At 57.4% G+C, this 16,787-nt stretch carries 15 protein-coding genes, 1 tRNA gene and 1 riboswitch; of the genes, 9 read left to right on the plus strand and 7 right to left on the minus strand.

All coding sequences use genetic code 11. The features are described 5' to 3' along the window. Positions 1-37: 37 nt before the first annotated feature. On the plus strand, positions 38-1,519 hold the full coding sequence (locus tag SJY29_RS17060; protein WP_400085290.1) for a peptidoglycan-binding protein: 1,482 nt from the start codon (positions 38-40) through the stop codon (positions 1,517-1,519). Positions 1,520-1,596: 77 nt separating this feature from the next. On the opposite strand, the gene SJY29_RS17065 is transcribed toward SJY29_RS17060, so the two are convergent. From SJY29_RS17065 to SJY29_RS17075, 3 genes are all read right to left on the minus strand, one after another. Then, positions 1,597-2,790 (minus strand): PPC domain-containing protein, encoded by a 1,194-nt coding sequence (locus SJY29_RS17065; RefSeq protein WP_400085292.1) that lies wholly within the window; start codon positions 2,788-2,790, stop codon positions 1,597-1,599. Positions 2,791-3,002: 212 nt separating this feature from the next. Continuing rightward, positions 3,003-3,128 carry a type B 50S ribosomal protein L36 gene (gene ykgO, locus SJY29_RS17070; RefSeq protein WP_010141322.1) on the minus strand — a complete coding sequence of 42 codons (126 nt, stop codon included), beginning with the start codon at positions 3,126-3,128 and terminating at the stop codon, positions 3,003-3,005. Between the two features lie 77 nt (positions 3,129-3,205). Further along, positions 3,206-3,280: transfer RNA gene (locus tag SJY29_RS17075), tRNA-Val, on the minus strand. A gap of 154 nt (positions 3,281-3,434) precedes the next feature. On the opposite strand from SJY29_RS17075, the gene SJY29_RS17080 reads away from it, so the two are divergent. Beyond that, positions 3,435-4,298: an N-formylglutamate amidohydrolase gene (locus SJY29_RS17080; protein WP_400085297.1), complete on the plus strand. Its 864-nt coding sequence runs from the start codon at positions 3,435-3,437 to the stop codon at positions 4,296-4,298. Positions 4,299-4,304: 6 nt separating this feature from the next. Here SJY29_RS17080 and SJY29_RS17085 read toward each other — a convergent pair whose 3' ends face one another. Both SJY29_RS17085 and SJY29_RS17090 read right to left on the minus strand, forming a co-directional pair. Beyond that, entirely contained in the window at positions 4,305-5,486 is a 1,182-nt protein-coding gene (locus tag SJY29_RS17085; protein ID WP_400085300.1) for a phytanoyl-CoA dioxygenase family protein, read from the minus strand. A gap of 103 nt (positions 5,487-5,589) precedes the next feature. After that, on the minus strand, positions 5,590-6,843 hold the full coding sequence (locus SJY29_RS17090) for a DNA polymerase IV (RefSeq protein ID WP_400085302.1): 1,254 nt from the start codon (positions 6,841-6,843) through the stop codon (positions 5,590-5,592). A gap of 174 nt (positions 6,844-7,017) precedes the next feature. Next, positions 7,018-7,105: riboswitch (glycine riboswitch) on the plus strand. Positions 7,106-7,210: 105 nt separating this feature from the next. On the opposite strand from SJY29_RS17090, the gene SJY29_RS17095 reads away from it, so the two are divergent. Genes SJY29_RS17095 through SJY29_RS17105 form a run of 3 tightly spaced genes read left to right on the plus strand, consistent with a single transcriptional unit; the run spans position 7,211 to position 9,668 of the window. Continuing rightward, a complete protein-coding gene (locus tag SJY29_RS17095; protein ID WP_400085305.1) occupies positions 7,211-8,461 on the plus strand; it encodes a D-amino acid dehydrogenase in 1,251 nt (416 codons plus the stop codon). Between the two features lie 41 nt (positions 8,462-8,502). Beyond that, the gene (locus tag SJY29_RS17100) at positions 8,503-9,396 is read left to right on the plus strand and encodes an SPFH domain-containing protein (RefSeq protein WP_110280606.1); all 894 of its coding nucleotides are present in this window, start codon (positions 8,503-8,505) and stop codon (positions 9,394-9,396) included. Next, positions 9,396-9,668 carry an NfeD family protein gene (locus SJY29_RS17105; RefSeq protein ID WP_055296985.1) on the plus strand — a complete coding sequence of 91 codons (273 nt, stop codon included), beginning with the start codon at positions 9,396-9,398 and terminating at the stop codon, positions 9,666-9,668. Before SJY29_RS17100 ends, SJY29_RS17105 begins: the two co-directional genes overlap by 1 nt. Before the next feature lie 39 nt (positions 9,669-9,707). Here the strand turns inward: SJY29_RS17105 and pyrF are convergent, their stop codons facing one another. Beyond that, complete coding sequence (gene pyrF, locus SJY29_RS17110) at positions 9,708-10,424, minus strand: orotidine-5'-phosphate decarboxylase (protein ID WP_400085308.1); 717 nt, start codon at positions 10,422-10,424, stop codon at positions 9,708-9,710. Between the two features lie 364 nt (positions 10,425-10,788). Here pyrF and clpB point away from each other — a divergent pair, with 364 nt between their 5' ends. Next, positions 10,789-13,401, plus strand: coding sequence for an ATP-dependent chaperone ClpB (gene clpB, locus SJY29_RS17115; RefSeq protein ID WP_400085311.1), 2,613 nt, complete (start codon positions 10,789-10,791; stop codon positions 13,399-13,401). 95 nt (positions 13,402-13,496) lie between these two features. Next, positions 13,497-14,108 carry a YitT family protein gene (locus SJY29_RS17120; RefSeq protein ID WP_400085314.1) on the plus strand — a complete coding sequence of 204 codons (612 nt, stop codon included), beginning with the start codon at positions 13,497-13,499 and terminating at the stop codon, positions 14,106-14,108. 53 nt (positions 14,109-14,161) lie between these two features. Here the strand turns inward: SJY29_RS17120 and SJY29_RS17125 are convergent, their stop codons facing one another. Beyond that, a complete protein-coding gene (locus tag SJY29_RS17125) occupies positions 14,162-14,641 on the minus strand; it encodes a fasciclin domain-containing protein (protein WP_110280602.1) in 480 nt (159 codons plus the stop codon). 281 nt (positions 14,642-14,922) lie between these two features. On the opposite strand from SJY29_RS17125, the gene msrP reads away from it, so the two are divergent. Both msrP and msrQ read left to right on the plus strand, forming a co-directional pair. Beyond that, positions 14,923-15,822, plus strand: a complete 900-nt coding sequence (gene msrP / locus SJY29_RS17130; protein WP_400085317.1) for a protein-methionine-sulfoxide reductase catalytic subunit MsrP — start codon at positions 14,923-14,925, stop codon at positions 15,820-15,822. A 1-nt stretch (position 15,823) separates the two neighbouring features. After that, positions 15,824-16,447 (plus strand): protein-methionine-sulfoxide reductase heme-binding subunit MsrQ, encoded by a 624-nt coding sequence (msrQ, locus tag SJY29_RS17135; RefSeq protein ID WP_400085320.1) that lies wholly within the window; start codon positions 15,824-15,826, stop codon positions 16,445-16,447. Positions 16,448-16,787 lie beyond the last annotated feature (340 nt).

A 16,787-nucleotide genomic window follows, 5' to 3' on the forward strand; every position in this document is an offset into this window, starting at 1 on the left:
TTGCGGCTTCTGCAAGACTAACCAAAGGAGACGCGCGATGCGCAGATTGACCCTGATTGCGGCCCTATCGGGGCTTGCCCTGCCGGCTTTTGCTGATGATGCAGCCCTCTTGATGGGCGTTGACCGCTATCAGGAATTTGGCAGGGTCGGCGATGCAACGGACATTCTGGACGCCTCGGATGAGCTCCGGCAAGCAGGCTTTCAGGTCACCACGCTCTCGAACGGCTCTGCGCGCGACATGAAGCGTCTGGCGGAAACACTGGCCGATGATGCGCTGGACGCGGATCGTCTGGTTGTTGCGCTCTCTGGTCGTTTTGCCACGGACGGCACACGGACATGGTTCCTGGCACAGGACGCGCAAACACCCACACCCTTTGGCCTGGATAGCGCGATATCGGTGGATACTGTACTGGATGTCCTTGCACGCACGCCCGGTCAGGCGATCCTGGTGCTGGGGTACGATCAGGACGGGTTCAGCAGTTTCGGACGGTATCTGCGCGAAGGCGTCGGCAATCTTGATGTGCCGCAAGGTGTGACTGTGATTTATGGTGAACCGGACCGGGTTACCGAGGTTCTGACTGATGCGGTTGCCGTATCGGGCGGCGATATCATGGCCTATGTGCGCGACAACCGTCGCCTGAATACGCTGGGTTTTCAGCCGCAGAGCCTGATTATGCAGCCGTCGGATGCAGTGCCTGCACCAAACCTGCCCCAAATCGAGCCGAGCCTGACCGCTTGGACCAACGCGCAGAATGCAAACACCGCAGACAGCTATCGCGACTTTATTTTCGACCATCCCCGCAGCCCGTATGTCGAAGAGGCGCGCCGCCGTCTGGACCAGATCGAAAATGATCCGGTCAGGCTTGCACAGATTGCTGAGGACGCGCTGAACCTGACCCGCAGCGAGCGGCGCGCGATCCAGCGCAATCTGACGCTGCTGGAATTCGATACGCGGGGCGTGGATGGTATCTTTGGCCCCGGCACACGTGGCGCGATCCGCAACTGGCAGCAGAACAACGGGTTTGGGCAGACCTCTTATCTGACCACCGAGCAGATCAACCGCATTGATGCACAGGCCAGCCGCCGCGCCGCGGAAGTCGCAGCCGAGGAAGAGCGTGCGCGCGAAGAAGCCTTGTCACTGGAGCGTGACTATTGGGAAGAAACCGGAGCACGCGGTACTCCAGCCGGTTATCAGGCCTATTTGGAGCGTTATCCCGACGGTATTTTCGCGGATGAGGCGCGCAACAGGCTGGCGGCATTGAATGATGCGACGAATGAAGCCGCCAATGATGCAGCAAGGGCGCGTGAGGATGCGTTGAATATCAATCCTGTCCTGCGTCGTTTGATCGAGAACCGGCTGCAGCAACTGGGGTTCAATCCGGGACAGGTCGATGGGCGGTTTGACAGCGATACGCGGCGTGCGATCGGGCGCTATCAGGCGCAGGGAAATCTGACATCGACGGGCTATCTGGATCAGGCGACGCTGGCGCGTCTGCTGGCTGATACCTTCGGCCGCTAGGCGTAAGCCGTGATTCTGGCAACGAAGTAGGGCGCCCCGCTTGCCGTGGGGCGCCCTTCTTTTCAGTCTTGCGCTCTTTAGTCTGCGCGCACGTATTTTTCGGCTACAAGCCGGACAAAGCCCTGGCTGCCCTCAAACAGGCGCACACCGATGATGTAGGTGCCTTCCTGCAAACGTACGGCAATCATGCTGTCCAGTCCGTCGCCATAATCGTCGTTGAGTCCGACCTGGCGGCCCAGATCATCATAGAGCACCAGCCAAGGGTCGCTGTTGCCGTTTGCGATGGCTTCGACCACCAAAAGGCCCGCGCCTTCAAAATCAAGGCTGAACCATGTGACATCTTCGGTTGCCTGTACGTCCTGGCGTGTGCGTGAGGTCAGCACGCCAAGATCGGTCACAGGGACGCTGCCGTCCAAAGGTGGTGCGGCCTCGCCTCGGGCATAGAGCGCCTGCAAGGCTTCTTCCGCATCATAAGGATTGATGGACAGGGTGATCGGCGCGCTGTCATCGCTGAGTGCTGTCACGCCAAGGCAATAGGTGCCAGCGGCCAAAGTGTCTGTGACATCAAGGCGGGAGTTCAAACCGTCATAGTCATCGTTTTCGTCAATGTATGTCTCGCCCGGACCGTAGAGGGTAATGACCGGATCGGCGGTTTCATTTTCCGCTGTAATCGTGATCGGCGTCTGACCGTCAAGTTCGAAGCTCCAGAACGGGACCTCTGCTGCCGAGGCCGAGACACTTTCACCGAGCGTGCCGAACGGCACGGCTGTGTCACAGCTGCCTGTTTGGGTGCTTGTCGGCGTGCTGATCCCTTCTGTCAGCGGTTCCTGTTCCTGACGGCCAATGCGGACGAATGCGGTCATCGGGCCGCCATCATAGCTGCGCAGAGACATGCAGTAGGTCCCTGCATCAAGCGAGGTTTCCGCACGGGAGGCGGCGTTACCGCCAGAATCATCATCGGAAAGAATGATATCGCCGGTACTGTTGAGCAGGTCGATGACCGGATCGCCCGACCCACGCCCTGCGGCCTCAACGCGGACATCTGTCGGGGCAGAGAGGGTGAAAAGGGACACATATTCATTGCCGCCCAGAACCAGCGCCATTTGTTCGCGGTAGGTTGTGGATGTGCTAATGTCCGAGGTGGCTTCATCGCCGCCGATCCACTGACCGTTGTTGCCAAAGCCGCCGCAGATGTCCTGGGCCAATGCCGGTGTTGCGGTGCCCAGCATGAGGGCTGCAATGGCAGATATTCTAAGTGTGGGGCGGGTCATGGAATAAAATCCTTTGTCTTCAAGAAAATTGGAGTGCCACAAAGTAGCGTGATGAAACGCAGTATGACTAGCGAATATTACAGGTCTACCAAGGCGTGATTGTGACTTTTCATCGGGTTTTTTGCAGATATTCTGATGAGATCGGCCTGTTGAAAAAGAAAAAGGGCCGCGCCAGCGGCACGACCCTTTTCCCAAATACTGCTTTCGCAGGTTCAGCCCTGACGGGCTTTGAACCGGCGTTGCGTCTTGTTGATAACATAGACGCGGCCCTTACGGCGCACGACGCGGCAATCGCGGTGGCGCTGCTTGAGCGAGCGGAGGGAGTTACGTACCTTCATGGGGTCGTTTCCTATCTGTCGCGGCGCGCGGACTGCGCCTTGGGTTACATTAACGGGCGGTAAGCCCGATGAATTCATGGTGGACGATACTGGGATCGAACCAGTGACCCCTTCGATGTCAACGAAGTGCTCTACCGCTGAGCTAATCATCCATGTCTTCTGCGTTTTGCAACACGTCCCATAACGAAATAGGACGCGGGCAATCCGCGTCAGTCGTGCGGTCTATAAAAGGAGTCGACAAAGGGATCAAGGGCTTTTGGTATTTTCCCGAAATGCGCTATCTGTTGTGCTGAAGGGACGAAAATATTGCTCAAAACGGCCTACACTCTGACCCGACCACAGGTGCGCACCACAAGCGTTGTCTTTGCGTCGCCCCATAGCGGACGCGATTATCCTGACGCGTTCTTGCGCCGGTCGGTTCTGAATGCAAGCGAGATCCGTTCGTCCGAGGACGCCTTTGTCGATCAGCTATTCGCAGCCGTGCCTGACCATGGCGCGCCGCTGTTGACGGCAACAGCGCCGCGCGCCTTTCTTGATCTGAACCGCGGTGTGGATGAACTTGATCAGGCCCTGATCGAAGGGGTGCGCCGCAACGCGCATAATCCGCGCATTGCCAGCGGGCTCGGGGTGATCCCGCGAGTTGTGGCCAATGGCCGCCAGATCTATCGCGGCAAACTCACACTGGCCGAGGCGCATCTGCGCATTGCGCAATACTGGCGTCCCTACCATGACCAGCTGCAGACCTTGCTGGATGAAAGCAATAACACCTATGGCGAGGCGATTTTAATTGATTGCCATTCCATGCCCCATGAAGCGCTGGAAAACGTAGGCCCTCCGGGCAGTGCGCGTCCTGATGTGGTTCTGGGTGACCGGTTTGGCTCTACCGCCGCGGCATCTGTTGTGGAGCAGGTGGAGGCCGCATTCACAAGCGCGGGTCTGCGGGTGGCGCGCAACATGCCGTTTGCGGGTGCTTTTATTACGCAACACTATGGCCGCCCGTCACGCCAGCAACACGCCATTCAGATCGAAATCGACCGCGCGCTTTATATGAACGAACGCACATTGGAGCTGAATGCAGACTTCGCGGCCTTTCAGGCGCTCTTGTCAGGTGTGATCGCCGAGATTGTCGATATTGGACGTGTTGCGGACCAAAAGGTTGCGGCGGAATAGCCGCGGTTAAGTTAGGCGCGCCATTTTCATATCGTCCAGACGTTTGCTGAAATCCTCCGGGCTGATGCCTGTCGACAAGGCACGCGCCATGAACGCGGCCTGTGTTTCTGGCGCAATTCCGTTTGCGGGTGGATCGCGGTCAAGGTTGGTCGGGAAAGAATAGCCTTCTGCAGTGGCCGATATCGCTGCTTTGAGTTCCGAGGGGCTCAATTTGCCATCTGCTATCGCTTGGGCAGCAAATGGGAACACCAGCCTGCACATTTTGTCGCGGTCAATCGTTTCCATCGCCCGCCCGAAGGCTGAGGAGACCTGCAAGAGATTGGCGAAACGATGGATATCCTTGCTGGTGTTCGCGCCTGCTGCGTGAAACAGCGCAGGGTTGAAAAACAAAGTGTCGCCTTTTGCGAGCGGCAGTTGGACGTAGCGTTCTTCAAACAAAGCCCTGAAATCGGGCCTGCGCCAAGCGGCATATCCCGGGCGGTAGGCCTGCGAGAAAGGAAGTAGTTTCGTCGGGCCGCTTTCCAGCGGCATGTCGCAATGCGCAACCGCCCCCTGAAGCGTGAGAACTGGGGAAATATCATGCACATGGGCGGGGTAGGACGCGCAGATTTCGGCGGTTTGAAAGCCCAGATGATAATCGCGATGCGCCTGCTGCGCGGCTCCGCCGGGATGGACGAGGTTCACTTGCGCGGTCATCTGGTAGTTGGGGCCAAGCCATGCCTCGCAAGCCGCATCAATCACGGTATTTGCGAAATAGTGGAGGAAGACATCGGGTGCCGCTTCGCAAAGTTTTTGCAGCGAATTCCAGACCCGATCATTCGCACCTGCCGCCGCGAAATGGTCCCCTGCGCCGCGCGCGCCCGCCTTTTCATCTGCAATGATCTGTTCGTAAACGCGGGTGGCCTGGTCCAGAACACTGGTGTCCGCATAGGTCTTTTTAAGGGCGATGACACCCGCACCTTGCCGCAGAACAAGCGCCCATTCTGCCAGGATTCGCTTACGGGTTCCCTGATCTTCAAGGGCAGGGCGGAGTGCTGCCATATCATAAACCGGAATATTCTTTTCGATGGCGGCGGCAAAAGGCACATCCGCGCCGTGTGTTGTCTGATCAATCAACGCGGTGAAATCCGCGATATCACAGGCATCGGGTTCATAATACGCGGCTGTGGTGTCAAAGATGCGGTTCAAATCGTGCCCTCCCGGTGTCTAAGCCTCTTGAGCGTAGCGGACATTGTTTTTTGTAAAAAGACAAATTCAGGCGGGGTAGGGTGGGTCAAGACCCACCTTACCCTTAACGCAGGGCGCGTCCTTTGATGATCGCATCCTTGCCAAACTTCGCGCGGATTCTGTCAGCTGCCTTTTCGGCATCGGCCCGTTTTTGCGCGCCGGGGTCGAGCAAATCACCTTCGCGGTCGGCGTCGGCAGCAGGGGTGATCTCGGACAGCCCCACCCCCAGCAGACGAAACGGCCCGCGTCCGCTGACCTGATCGAACAAGCCGCGCGCCGTGCGATAGATGGTATCGGCAATCTGGGTCGGGTGGCGCAGGCTTTGCCGTTTCGAGATCAGTTTGAAATCAGATGTTTTCAGTTTCAGCGTCACCACCCGCCCCGCTTTATCCTGCGCTTTGGCGCGTGCGCTGACCTTCTCGGCCATCCGCCACAGATGCCCATCCAGAATATCTACATTGCCGGTATCTTCGTTGAACGTCGTCTCGTTCGACAGCGTCTTTACAGGGCTATGGGATGAGATCCGCCGCCCGTCCTCGCCGCGCGCAAGGCTGTACAGCCGCTCACCCATGCCGCCAAAGCGGTCATGCAGATCCCGCCTGTCCCAGCGCAGAAGGTCGTCAAAGGTGCGAATGCCCGCACCCTCTAGGCTGGCCTGTGCGGCCGGCCCGATGCCCCAGATCAGGCGCACGGATTTGGGGCGCAGAAATGCGGTGGTTTCTGCCTTGCCGATAATCGAAAAGCCGCGTGGTTTGTCGAGGTCCGAGGCCACTTTGGCGAGGAATTTATTGTGCGACAGCCCGATTGATCCCGTCAGCCCCAATTCGTCTTTCATGCGTTTGACCAGACGCGCCAGCATGACCGCAGGGGGTGCGTGGTGCAGGCGTTCGGTGCCTGTAAGGTCCATGAATGCTTCATCCAGTGACAAGGGCTCAACCACCGGTGTCAGTTCATCCATCATCGCGCGGATGGCGCGTGAGGCCTCGGTGTAGGCCGGAAAGTTGGGGCGGACGACGACAGCCTCGGGGCAAAGCTTGAGCGCCTGAAACATCGGCATGGCAGATTTGACGCCCTTGATTCGCGCGACATAGCAAGCGGTCGATACAACGCCGCGCCGCCCGCCGCCGATGATCACGGGTTTATCTGCGAGATCCGGGTTGTCGCGCTTTTCCACCGAGGCATAAAAAGCATCGCAATCCATATGCGCGATGGTCAGGTCAAACAGCTCCGGGTGCCGCGTCACCCTTGGACTGCGGCATTGCGGACAACGGGACTCATTGTCGAATGTGGTCAGGCAATCGCGACAAAGTGCTGGCATGACGGCAGTGTAGAAGGGGCAGTATTCGGACACAACGGCTCTGCATCACTGATGCAAAGGTGCTGCCGCCGCCGGCATGGCGTCGCGAAAATATCACGGCGCAGGGGGCTGCAGGCCGAGCTAATATTTCCCATTGCGTTGCGCGCCGATCTGTCTATGAGTTTCCAATAGGAAACACGTCAACCGGGAGAGTCCGGTTTGGTCTGGCGCCGAAGGAGCAACCGCCCCGGTCACTCTCAGGCAAAAGGACCGGTTGGGGTGCAACACGCCGAAGAGAGACCTTGAGTGGTCCGCCGAAGGAGCAAGCCCGATTGGGCGAATCTCTCAGGTACAGCAGACGGCGGGGGCAGATGGTAGGGAGTTTACCATGCCTAAAGTTGCTGTATTGGGCGCCGGAATTACCGGCGTCACCACTGCTTATTCACTTCACACACGCGGATATGACGTGACCGTCTATGATCGCCAGCGCTATGCGGCGATGGAAACCAGCTTTGCCAATGGCGGGCAGCTCAGCGCGTCGAATGCGGAGGTCTGGAACCAATGGTCCACGGTTCTGAAGGGTATCAAATGGATGCTGCAACAGGATGCGCCTTTGTCGGTGAACCCGAGCCCCAGCTGGCATAAAATTAGCTGGATGGCGGCGTTTCTGGCCAATATTCCGCAATATAAAGCGAACACCGTCGCAACCGCGCGGATGGCGGTGACGGCGCGTGCAGGTCTGGCGGAAATGGCTGATCATGCCGGGATTGATTTTGATTTCACGCCGGCGGGGATTTTGCATTTCTACAAAACCGAAAAAGACTTTGCCCATGCGCGCAAGGTGACTGCGCTTTTGGCCCAAGGCGGATTGGCGCGGCGCGAATTGAGTGCAGAGGAAACCCTTGCCAAAGAGCCTACGTTGCGCGGCGATATTCTGGGCGGGTTCTGGACCGAAAGCGACAGCACAGGCGATATCCACAAATTTACGGTCGGTCTGGCAGCGTGGCTGCGCCAGCAGGGTGTGCAGTTTGAAATGGGCAATGCGGTCGGCGATGTTGCGGCGGATGCGGATGGCGTGACGGTGCGGGCACGGACTGAGCAGCGTTTTGATGCGGTGGTTGTTTCGGCGGGCGTTGCGTCACGAGGTTTTGCAAAGAAACTGGGCGACCGCGTGAATGTGTATCCGGTGAAGGGCTATTCCATCACCGTAAACCTGCCGGATGCACAATCTCAGGCGGCGGCACCAACGGTGTCGCTGTTGGATGACAAGGCCAAGATCGTCACTTCGCGCTTGGGGCGTGACCGGTTCCGCATTGCAGGCACGGCGGAATTCAACGGCGAGAACCGCGATATCCGTGCGGATCGTGTGAAACCGCTGGTGCAGTGGTGCGAGGCGCATTTCCCTGATGTCAGCACGGAAAACGTCGTGCCTTGGGCGGGGCTGCGCCCGATGATGCCCAATATGATGCCGCGTGTCGGTGCCGGGCGTCATCCGCGTGTTTTCTATAATACCGGGCACGGGCACCTTGGCTGGACCCTTTCGGCGGCAACGTCCGATCTCGTTGCAAGTGCGGTACAGTCGCGTGTTTTCGCGCCCAAATCGCACAGTATGCAACAGCATACATTGAAATCAGCATAGCAGCTACTTATCTATCCTTCATAATTATGAGGGATAGATACATGCCTATTGAAGACCTTTTTTCCGAGTTTCTGGGCCAAAATGTGCTTTGGCTACTTCTGGCGGTGTTTATCATCGTCTGCATCATGGCGGGTGTCCGCATCGTGCCGCAGTCGGAGAAATTCGTCGTCGAACGGTTGGGGCGTTTGCGCGCGGTCCTAGGGCCCGGGATCAACTTTATTGTGCCGTTTCTGGATCGTGTCCGGCACAAGGTCTCCATCCTCGAGCGTCAATTGCCGTCAATGAATCAGGATGCGATCACATCGGACAACGTGCTGGTACAGGTCGAAACATCGGTATTTTACCGCATCATCGAGCCTGAAAAGACCGTCTACCGGATCCGTGATGTTGATGGTGCGATCTCGACCACTGTTGCGGGCATCGTGCGGTCGGAAATCGGCCGCATGGAACTGGATCAGGTACAGGCGAACCGTTCGAGCCTGATTGAAGCGGTCCGCACCCAAGTGGCCCAGCAGGTTGATGACTGGGGCATCGAAGTGACCCGCGCCGAGATTCTCGATGTAAATCTGGATCAGGCAACCCGTGAAGCGATGCTGCAACAGCTGAACGCGGAACGTGCGCGTCGTGCGCAGGTGACCGAAGCCGAGGGTAAAAAGCGGGCGGTTGAGCTACAATCGGATGCGGAACTTTATGCCGCCGAGCAGGAAGCCAAGGCGCGCCGTATTCTGGCTGATGCCGAAGCCTACGCGACGCAGGTTGTTGCCGTGGCGATTGCGGAAAATGGTTTGGAGGCGGCGCAGTATCAGGTTGCCCTCAAGCAGGTTGAAGCCTTGCAAAAGCTGGGTGACGGCACCGGCAGCCAGACTGTTATTCTGCCTGCTAATGCGCTTGATGCCTTTGCCAACGCATTTCAGATGCTGAAAGGACGTGGATAATGCCGCTTTGGACAGAATGGTGGGTGTGGATGTCGGGGGCTTTGATCCTTGCAACACTCGAAGTGTTGATCCCGGGCTATATATTTCTGGGGTTCGCCATAGGCGCGGCCATGATGGGGCTGCTGATCCTCTTCGGGATCTCTGCGTCAGGCTTTGCGCTCACGCTGGTGATCTTTTCGGTCCTGTCGCTGATTTCCTATCTGGTGATGCGGAAATACTTCGCCCTCAAGACCGGACAGGTTAAAATCTGGGAAACCGACGTCAACGATTGATCTGTCGTTCCAGATTTTCAGACTTGGAAACCCCCGGCCCTAGTGGTTGGGGGTTTTTGCTTGCGGTGATGCCAGCTCCGCCAGAATGCTTTGTGCTGCGGCTTTTGGGTTCGCGGCCTGCCAGATCGGGCGGCCCACAACCACATGGTCCGCGCCGTTTGCGATGGCCTGCGCTGGTGTCATGACCCGTTTTTGATCCCCAAGTGCTGCACCTGCGGGCCGCACGCCGGGGGTGACGATCAGTTTGCCTTCCGCTTCGGGCAGGGCGCGGATCAGTGCCGCCTCTTGTGGCGATGCGATGACACCGTCAGCCCCGTTCGAGAGCGCGATGCCGGCGCGTTCCTGTACCAGATCGGCCACATCGCCTGCCTTGATGCAGGATGCATCCAGATCGGCGCGATCGAGTGACGTCAGAATGGTTACGGCCAAGATCTTCATGTTGGACCCGCCAGCCCCTTCACGCGCTGCACGTACGACATGGGGGTCGCCATGCACGGTCAGGAAATCCAGATCGAATTGGGCTACACCACGCACCGCAGCCTCGACCGTGGCGCCGATGTCGAAGAATTTCATATCAAGGAAAATGCGTTTGCCATGTTCCTGCTTAAGCTCATTGGCAAGCGCCAAGCCGCCACCCGTCAGCATCCCGAGCCCGATTTTGTAGAAGCTCACGCTGTCGCCCAGCGTGTTGGCCAGTTCCAGCCCTTCAAGGACGTTCGGCACGTCCATTGCTACGATCAAACGGTCATCGGACATGTGCAAACTCCTTGGCTGATTTGCCACGGGTCTAGCGATTGCGGGCGGGCGGTGCAAATGCAATGGCGCAGCCTCTCCCGTGGCCGCGCCATTGCCCCTGGCCGCCATCACCGACGCCGACCAAGGTGGGGGTTTGCAGAAAGCGCGTTGTGTAATTGCACAAGTCCCTCTCTGCAGATCAAGTCTGGGCAAGTTGGGGATAGAAAGCGCGGGGAATAATTGTTGCGATCTCCCCGTTGTCAAAAATCCTGTTCACAACCTTGCGAGCGAACCTTCCGATGCCCATCTATATAGCGAGGCCCAATCAGGGGTGTGCCGCCAAGCGGGCATCCATAAACCCGGGCGCTTAACAAAGGAGAGACCCATGAACTTAGAAAAGTTCACCGAGCGGTCGCGCGGCTTCATTCAAGCCGCCCAGACGATCGCTATGCGCGAGGACCACCAGAAACTCGCCCCCGAGCACCTGCTCAAAGCTTTGCTTGATGATGAAGAAGGGTTGGCCACCAACCTGATTTCTCGTGCAGGTGGCGATGCGCCCGCTGTTGTCGGCGCTGTCGAGGCAGCCCTTGCCAAAATCCCAAAGGTTTCCGGAGATACGGGGCAGGTTTATTTGGACAATACCACTGCCAAAGTCGTGGATGAGGCTGAGAAGATCGCCAAGAAAGCCGGAGACAGCTTTGTCCCGGTTGAGCGATTGCTGACGGCACTCGCTGTCGTCAAATCCAAGGCCAAGGATGCGCTGGATGTCGGTGGCGTTTCCGCCATGAAGCTGAACGCGGCGATCAACGATATCCGCAAAGGCCGGACCGCCGATAGCGCCACAGCTGAAGACAGCTTTGATGCGCTCAAGAAATATGCGCGCGACCTGACCGAGGCCGCCGAGCAAGGCAAGATCGACCCGATCATTGGCCGTGACGAAGAGATTCGCCGCGCGATGCAGGTTTTGTCACGCCGGACCAAGAATAACCCTGTGCTGATTGGCGAACCCGGCGTCGGTAAAACGGCCATCGCCGAGGGGCTGGCCCTGCGGATCATCAGCGGCGACGTGCCTGAAAGCCTGCGCAACAAACGTCTGATGGCGCTGGATATGGGCGCGCTGATTGCGGGTGCCAAATATCGTGGTGAGTTCGAAGAGCGCCTGAAGGCTGTCTTGAAAGAGATCGAGGCAGCGGCGGGCGAAATCATCTTGTTCATCGACGAGATGCACACGCTTGTCGGTGCAGGTGCGTCCGAGGGTTCGATGGATGCGGCAAACCTGATCAAACCGGCTTTGGCACGCGGCGAACTGCACTGCGTGGGTGCCACGACGCTGAACGAATACCGCAAGTATGTGGAAAAAGACGCAGCCCTCGCGCGGCGTTTCCAGCCTTTGATGGTGGAAGAGCCGACTGTGTCGGACACGGTCAGTATCTTGCGCGGGATCAAAGAGAAGTACGAGCTGCACCACGGTGTGCGTATTTCCGATAGCGCCTTGGTTGCGGCGGCAACGCTATCGCACCGCTATATCACGGATCGTTTTCTGCCGGACAAGGCCATCGACCTGATGGATGAGGCCGCCAGCCGTCTGCGGATGGAAGTGGACAGCAAGCCAGAAGAGCTGGATGCGCTGGATCGCCAGATTCTGCAGTTACAGATCGAATCCGAGGCTTTGAAGAAAGAAGACGACAAAGCATCGCTTGATCGGTTGGAAAAGCTGCAAAAGGAATTGGCGGACCTGCAGGACCGTGGATCAGAAATGACTGCGAAATGGCAGGCCGAGCGTGACAAGCTGGAAAACCAGCGTGGCGTGAAGGAAAAACTGGACCGTGCGCGTGCCGAGTTGGACATCGCCAAACGCGAAGGCAACCTCGCCCGTGCCGGTGAGCTGTCCTATGGTGTGATCCCTGAACTGGAGCGCCTTGTCGCAGAAGTTGAGACAGGTGATGACCTGATGGTTGAAGAGGCCGTGCGCCCCGAGCAGATCGCTGAAGTCGTCGAGCGCTGGACGGGTATTCCGACCTCGAAGATGCTGGAAGGCGAACGCGATAAGCTCTTGCGCATGGAAGAAGAGCTGGGCAAGCGCGTGATCGGTCAAAAGACCGCGGTCCGTTCGGTGGCAAATGCTGTGCGCCGCGCACGTGCCGGTCTGAATGACGAGAACCGTCCGCTTGGATCGTTCCTGTTCCTCGGGCCAACGGGTGTTGGTAAAACCGAGCTGACCAAGGCCGTGGCCGAGTATCTTTTTGATGACGATAGCGCGATGGTGCGCATTGATATGTCTGAATTTATGGAGAAACACGCTGTGTCGCGTCTGATCGGCGCGCCTCCGGGTTATGTCGGTTATGACGAGGGTGGCGTGCTGACCGAGGCCGTCCGCCGCCGCCCATATCAGGTGGTCCTGTTCGACGAGGTCGAAAAGGCGCACCCCGATGTGTTCAACGTGCTGTTGCAGGTGCTGGACGATGGTGTGTTGACCGATGGTCAGGGCCGGACGGTGGACTTCAAGCAGACGCTGATCATTCTGACATCCAATCTGGGAGCGCAGGCGCTGAGCCAACTGCCAGATGGTGCCGATACCAGCGATGCCAAGCGCGATGTGATGGATGCGGTGCGCGGGCACTTCCGGCCAGAGTTCCTGAACCGGCTGGACGAGATTGTCATCTTTGACCGTCTGGCGCGCAGTGACATGGCAGGTATCGTGACAATCCAGCTTGGTTTGCTCGAGCGGCGGCTGGCAGGGCGCAACATCCATCTTGATCTGGATGAGGCCGCACTCAAGTGGCTGGCTGAAGAAGGTTATGATCCTGTGTTCGGCGCGCGCCCCCTGAAGAGGGTCATCCAGCGAGCGCTGCAGGACCAGCTGGCCGAGATGATTCTGGCCGGTGATGTTATGGACGGCGATACGATCAAAATCAGCGCTGGAGTTGACGGGCTCGTATTGGGTGATCGTGTGGCGGGAACCAACCGACCACGGCCGAATGATGCAGTCGTGCATTGAGCAAGTGATCGGGGCGCCTTCGGGCGCCCTTTTCATCGCGGGCCCGTTGGCACCCGGGCACTTGTGGGTCAGCAAAGCTGCCCTATAAAGGTGTCATGACAACACATCCGCCAGAATCTACACATTCGCTTCTTGATGACGTCCAGGGCATGTCGCTTGGCATCTTTCTTGCCGCGGTTGGTCTGAACATATTGACCACAGTTGGGCTGATTACCGGACAGACAGCCGGAATTGCGGTGATTATTTCTTACCTCAGCGGGTATTCATTCGGTGTGGTCTTCTTTGCGGTAAACCTGCCGTTTTATGTGCTGGCGTGGAAACGTCTGGGCGCCATATTCACCATTAAGTCGCTGATCTCTGTGACGCTTTTGTCAGTCCTGAGCGAGATCATCCCGCTTGGAATGGTATTCTCATATATTGACCCGCTAGTGGGTGCGCTGACATTTGGCGCTTTGCTTGGGGTCGCCCTCCTGGTGCTCTTCCGGCACAACGGATCGCTGGGTGGATTGGGCGTTGTTGCTCTGCTGATCCAGGATACCACAGGGTTTCGCGCCGGATATGTGCAGCTCATCTTTGACGCCCTGATCTTCGGGCTGGCGTTCTTTCTCTTTGATCCGTTGTTGGTGTTCTATTCGCTCGTGGGCGCTGTGGTGCTCAATCTGATTATTGCCATCAATCACCGGCGCGACCGATACGTCGCACGATAACGAAAGAGCCCCGGCGATGTGCCGGGGCTATGGTAGACCTTGTGGTCAATCGTTTACATGGACGGCAGGATAACCGCGTCGATCACGTGGATCACGCCGTTCGATGCTTCGATGTCAGCTGTAACGACGTTTGCGCCATCAACCATCACGCCACCTTCTGTCATGATTGTGACGTCAGCACCGTTTACGGTTGTCGCCATCATGTTGTTGCTCAGGTCTGTGGACATCACTTTGCCTGGGACAACGTGGTATGTCAGGATCGCAGCCAGTGCTTCCGGATCGGCAAGCAGACCCTCAACTGTACCTTCTGGCAGTGCAGCAAAAGCTTCGTCTGTTGGTGCAAAAACAGTGAACGGGCCTTCACCCTTCAGTGTCTCAACCAGACCAGCCGCTTCAACAGCTGCAACCAAAGTTGTAAAGCTGCCTGCATCAATCGCTGTGTCGACGATGTCTTTCGAGTGGCCTGCTGCAAAGGCGGATGTCGATGTCAGGGCAGCTGTCGTTGTCAGTGCGATAAAAGTTCTGCGTAGCATTTGTTTTCTCCTAGTTTCAAAGCATGCCTTGTCGGTGGCATTGTGCTTTTTACGAAGGCAGATCGCCTTGGATCATGGGGGAATTTTGCCGACGCCGCTTGACGAAAACAGCATTTCACCTAAGCCGCGATGATTTGCTGTTTCCAGTCACAGGTGCGTGAAACTTTGTGATTGATCCCGTATATTTTTGGAACATTTCAATGATCTGGCGGCAACGTGAGACATCTTTCAAACGTTATCCCCTATATACTGTCAGGAACTGAAAAGATCGGAGATCCAAGATGGCATATCGCTGGACCAATACTTTGACAAAGGCTGACGTCACACCAAAGTCGGCTTATCTGAACCGGCGCCAGATTCTGGCGGGCACGATCGGCCTTGGCGCGATTGGCCTTGCGGGCCGCGCCGCCGCACAGGGCGACCTCGAGCCCAACACGCTGGAAGAGATCACAAGCTACAACAACTTTTACGAATTCGGCACCGGCAAGAATGATCCGGCCCAAAACGCACATAAGATGGTGACATCGCCCTGGTCGATCAAAGTGGACGGCATGGTCGATAACCCCGGTGACTATGCGCTCGATGACCTGCTGGCGGGTCTATCGGTTGAAGACCGGCTCTATCGCTTCCGTTGTGTCGAGGCATGGTCGATGGTCGTGCCGTGGAACGGGATCGAGCTCGCAGATATCCTCGATAGGGTCGGGGTTCAGTCGCGCGCAAAATATGTGGCTTTTGAAACGGTCGTGCAGCCAGAGAACATGATCGGCGTCCAGCGCCGCGTTCTGGATTTCCCATATGTCGAGGGCCTGCGTCTTGATGAGGCAATGCACCCGCTGACCATCATGGCGACAGGGATTTATGATGAGCCGCTCTATCACCAGTCCGGCGCGCCGATCCGTTTGGTCGTGCCGTGGAAGTACGGGTTCAAGTCGATCAAATCCATTGTGCGGATTACGCTGACCGATCGTGAACCCCCGACCAGCTGGAACAAGGCCAACGCACGCGAATACGGCTTCTATAGTAATGTGAACCCGAATGTGGACCACCCGCGCTGGAGCCAGGCAACCGAGCGGCGCATTGGCGGCGGTCTCTTTTCCACACGTCAGGACACGCTCATGTTCAACGGTTATCCCGAAGTCGCCCCGCTTTATGCAGGCCAGGATCTGAGCGTGGATATCTAACGTGACAGTGGCCCAACCCATCAACAGCGTTTTGCGCCGGTTGCCCGCAGGTACAATATATATCGCCAGCGCGCTTTACGCCTGCTGGGAGTTCTGGCGCGCCCTGAACCAGCTTGGCCCCTATCTGGTCGAGCCGATCAATGTGCTTGAACGGGCTTACGGTGAAATCGCCCTGATCCTGATGGTGGCGGGATTAACCGTTACACCATTGCGCAAATGGACCGGTCTGAACCTGCTCAAGTTCCGGCGCGCGATCGGTGTCAGTGCATTCTTCTTTGTGCTGGCGCATTTTCTGGTTTTCGCGGTTCTTGATGTGCAAAGTCTTAGCCGCGTCTGGGAAGAAGTCGTGAAGCGCCCCTATGTCACCGTCGGAATGGCGTCATTCGTGATGTTGATTCCGCTCGCGATGACATCAAACAACCTGTCCCTGCGCAAAATGGGGGCCGCGTCCTGGCGCAAGCTGCACAAGCTGACCTATCCGGCCGCGGTTCTGGGCGCGTTGCATTATCTCTGGTTGGCAAAGGGCTTCCAGATTGAGCCGCTGGTCTATTTGATTTTGGTGCTGGCACTTGTCGGGGCGCGGTATGTGTCTCTGGAACGGAAGCGACAGCCAGCGTCGGGATAAACGACCCGACATTGCGACATTGCCCACGGACCCGGCAGCGAAAACTGCCGGGTCTTTGTGTGGTGAGGAGGTGAATCAGAATGAATCACCATCTCAGCTTCATCTCAATGCCTTAAGAAAGTGTGAATAGCAGCGATTCAGAGCGATGTTGGTACGTGAGTCTTCGTGAATCTTGAAGGCTCTAGTAGGAGACTCTGTGGATAACCCCAAATCTGGTATGTTCTGTTTCTATTCTGCCTAAGAAAATTGCGACAACGGGGGGTGTTGGCGCATTTAAAATACCACAAGTCATTAAAAACAAACGTATATTCAGAGATGTCATAAAAAATGCACTTTTCTC

It is taken from the genome of Yoonia sp. R78084, from assembly GCF_044595625.1.
Classification (GTDB): Bacteria; Pseudomonadota; Alphaproteobacteria; order Rhodobacterales; family Rhodobacteraceae; genus Yoonia.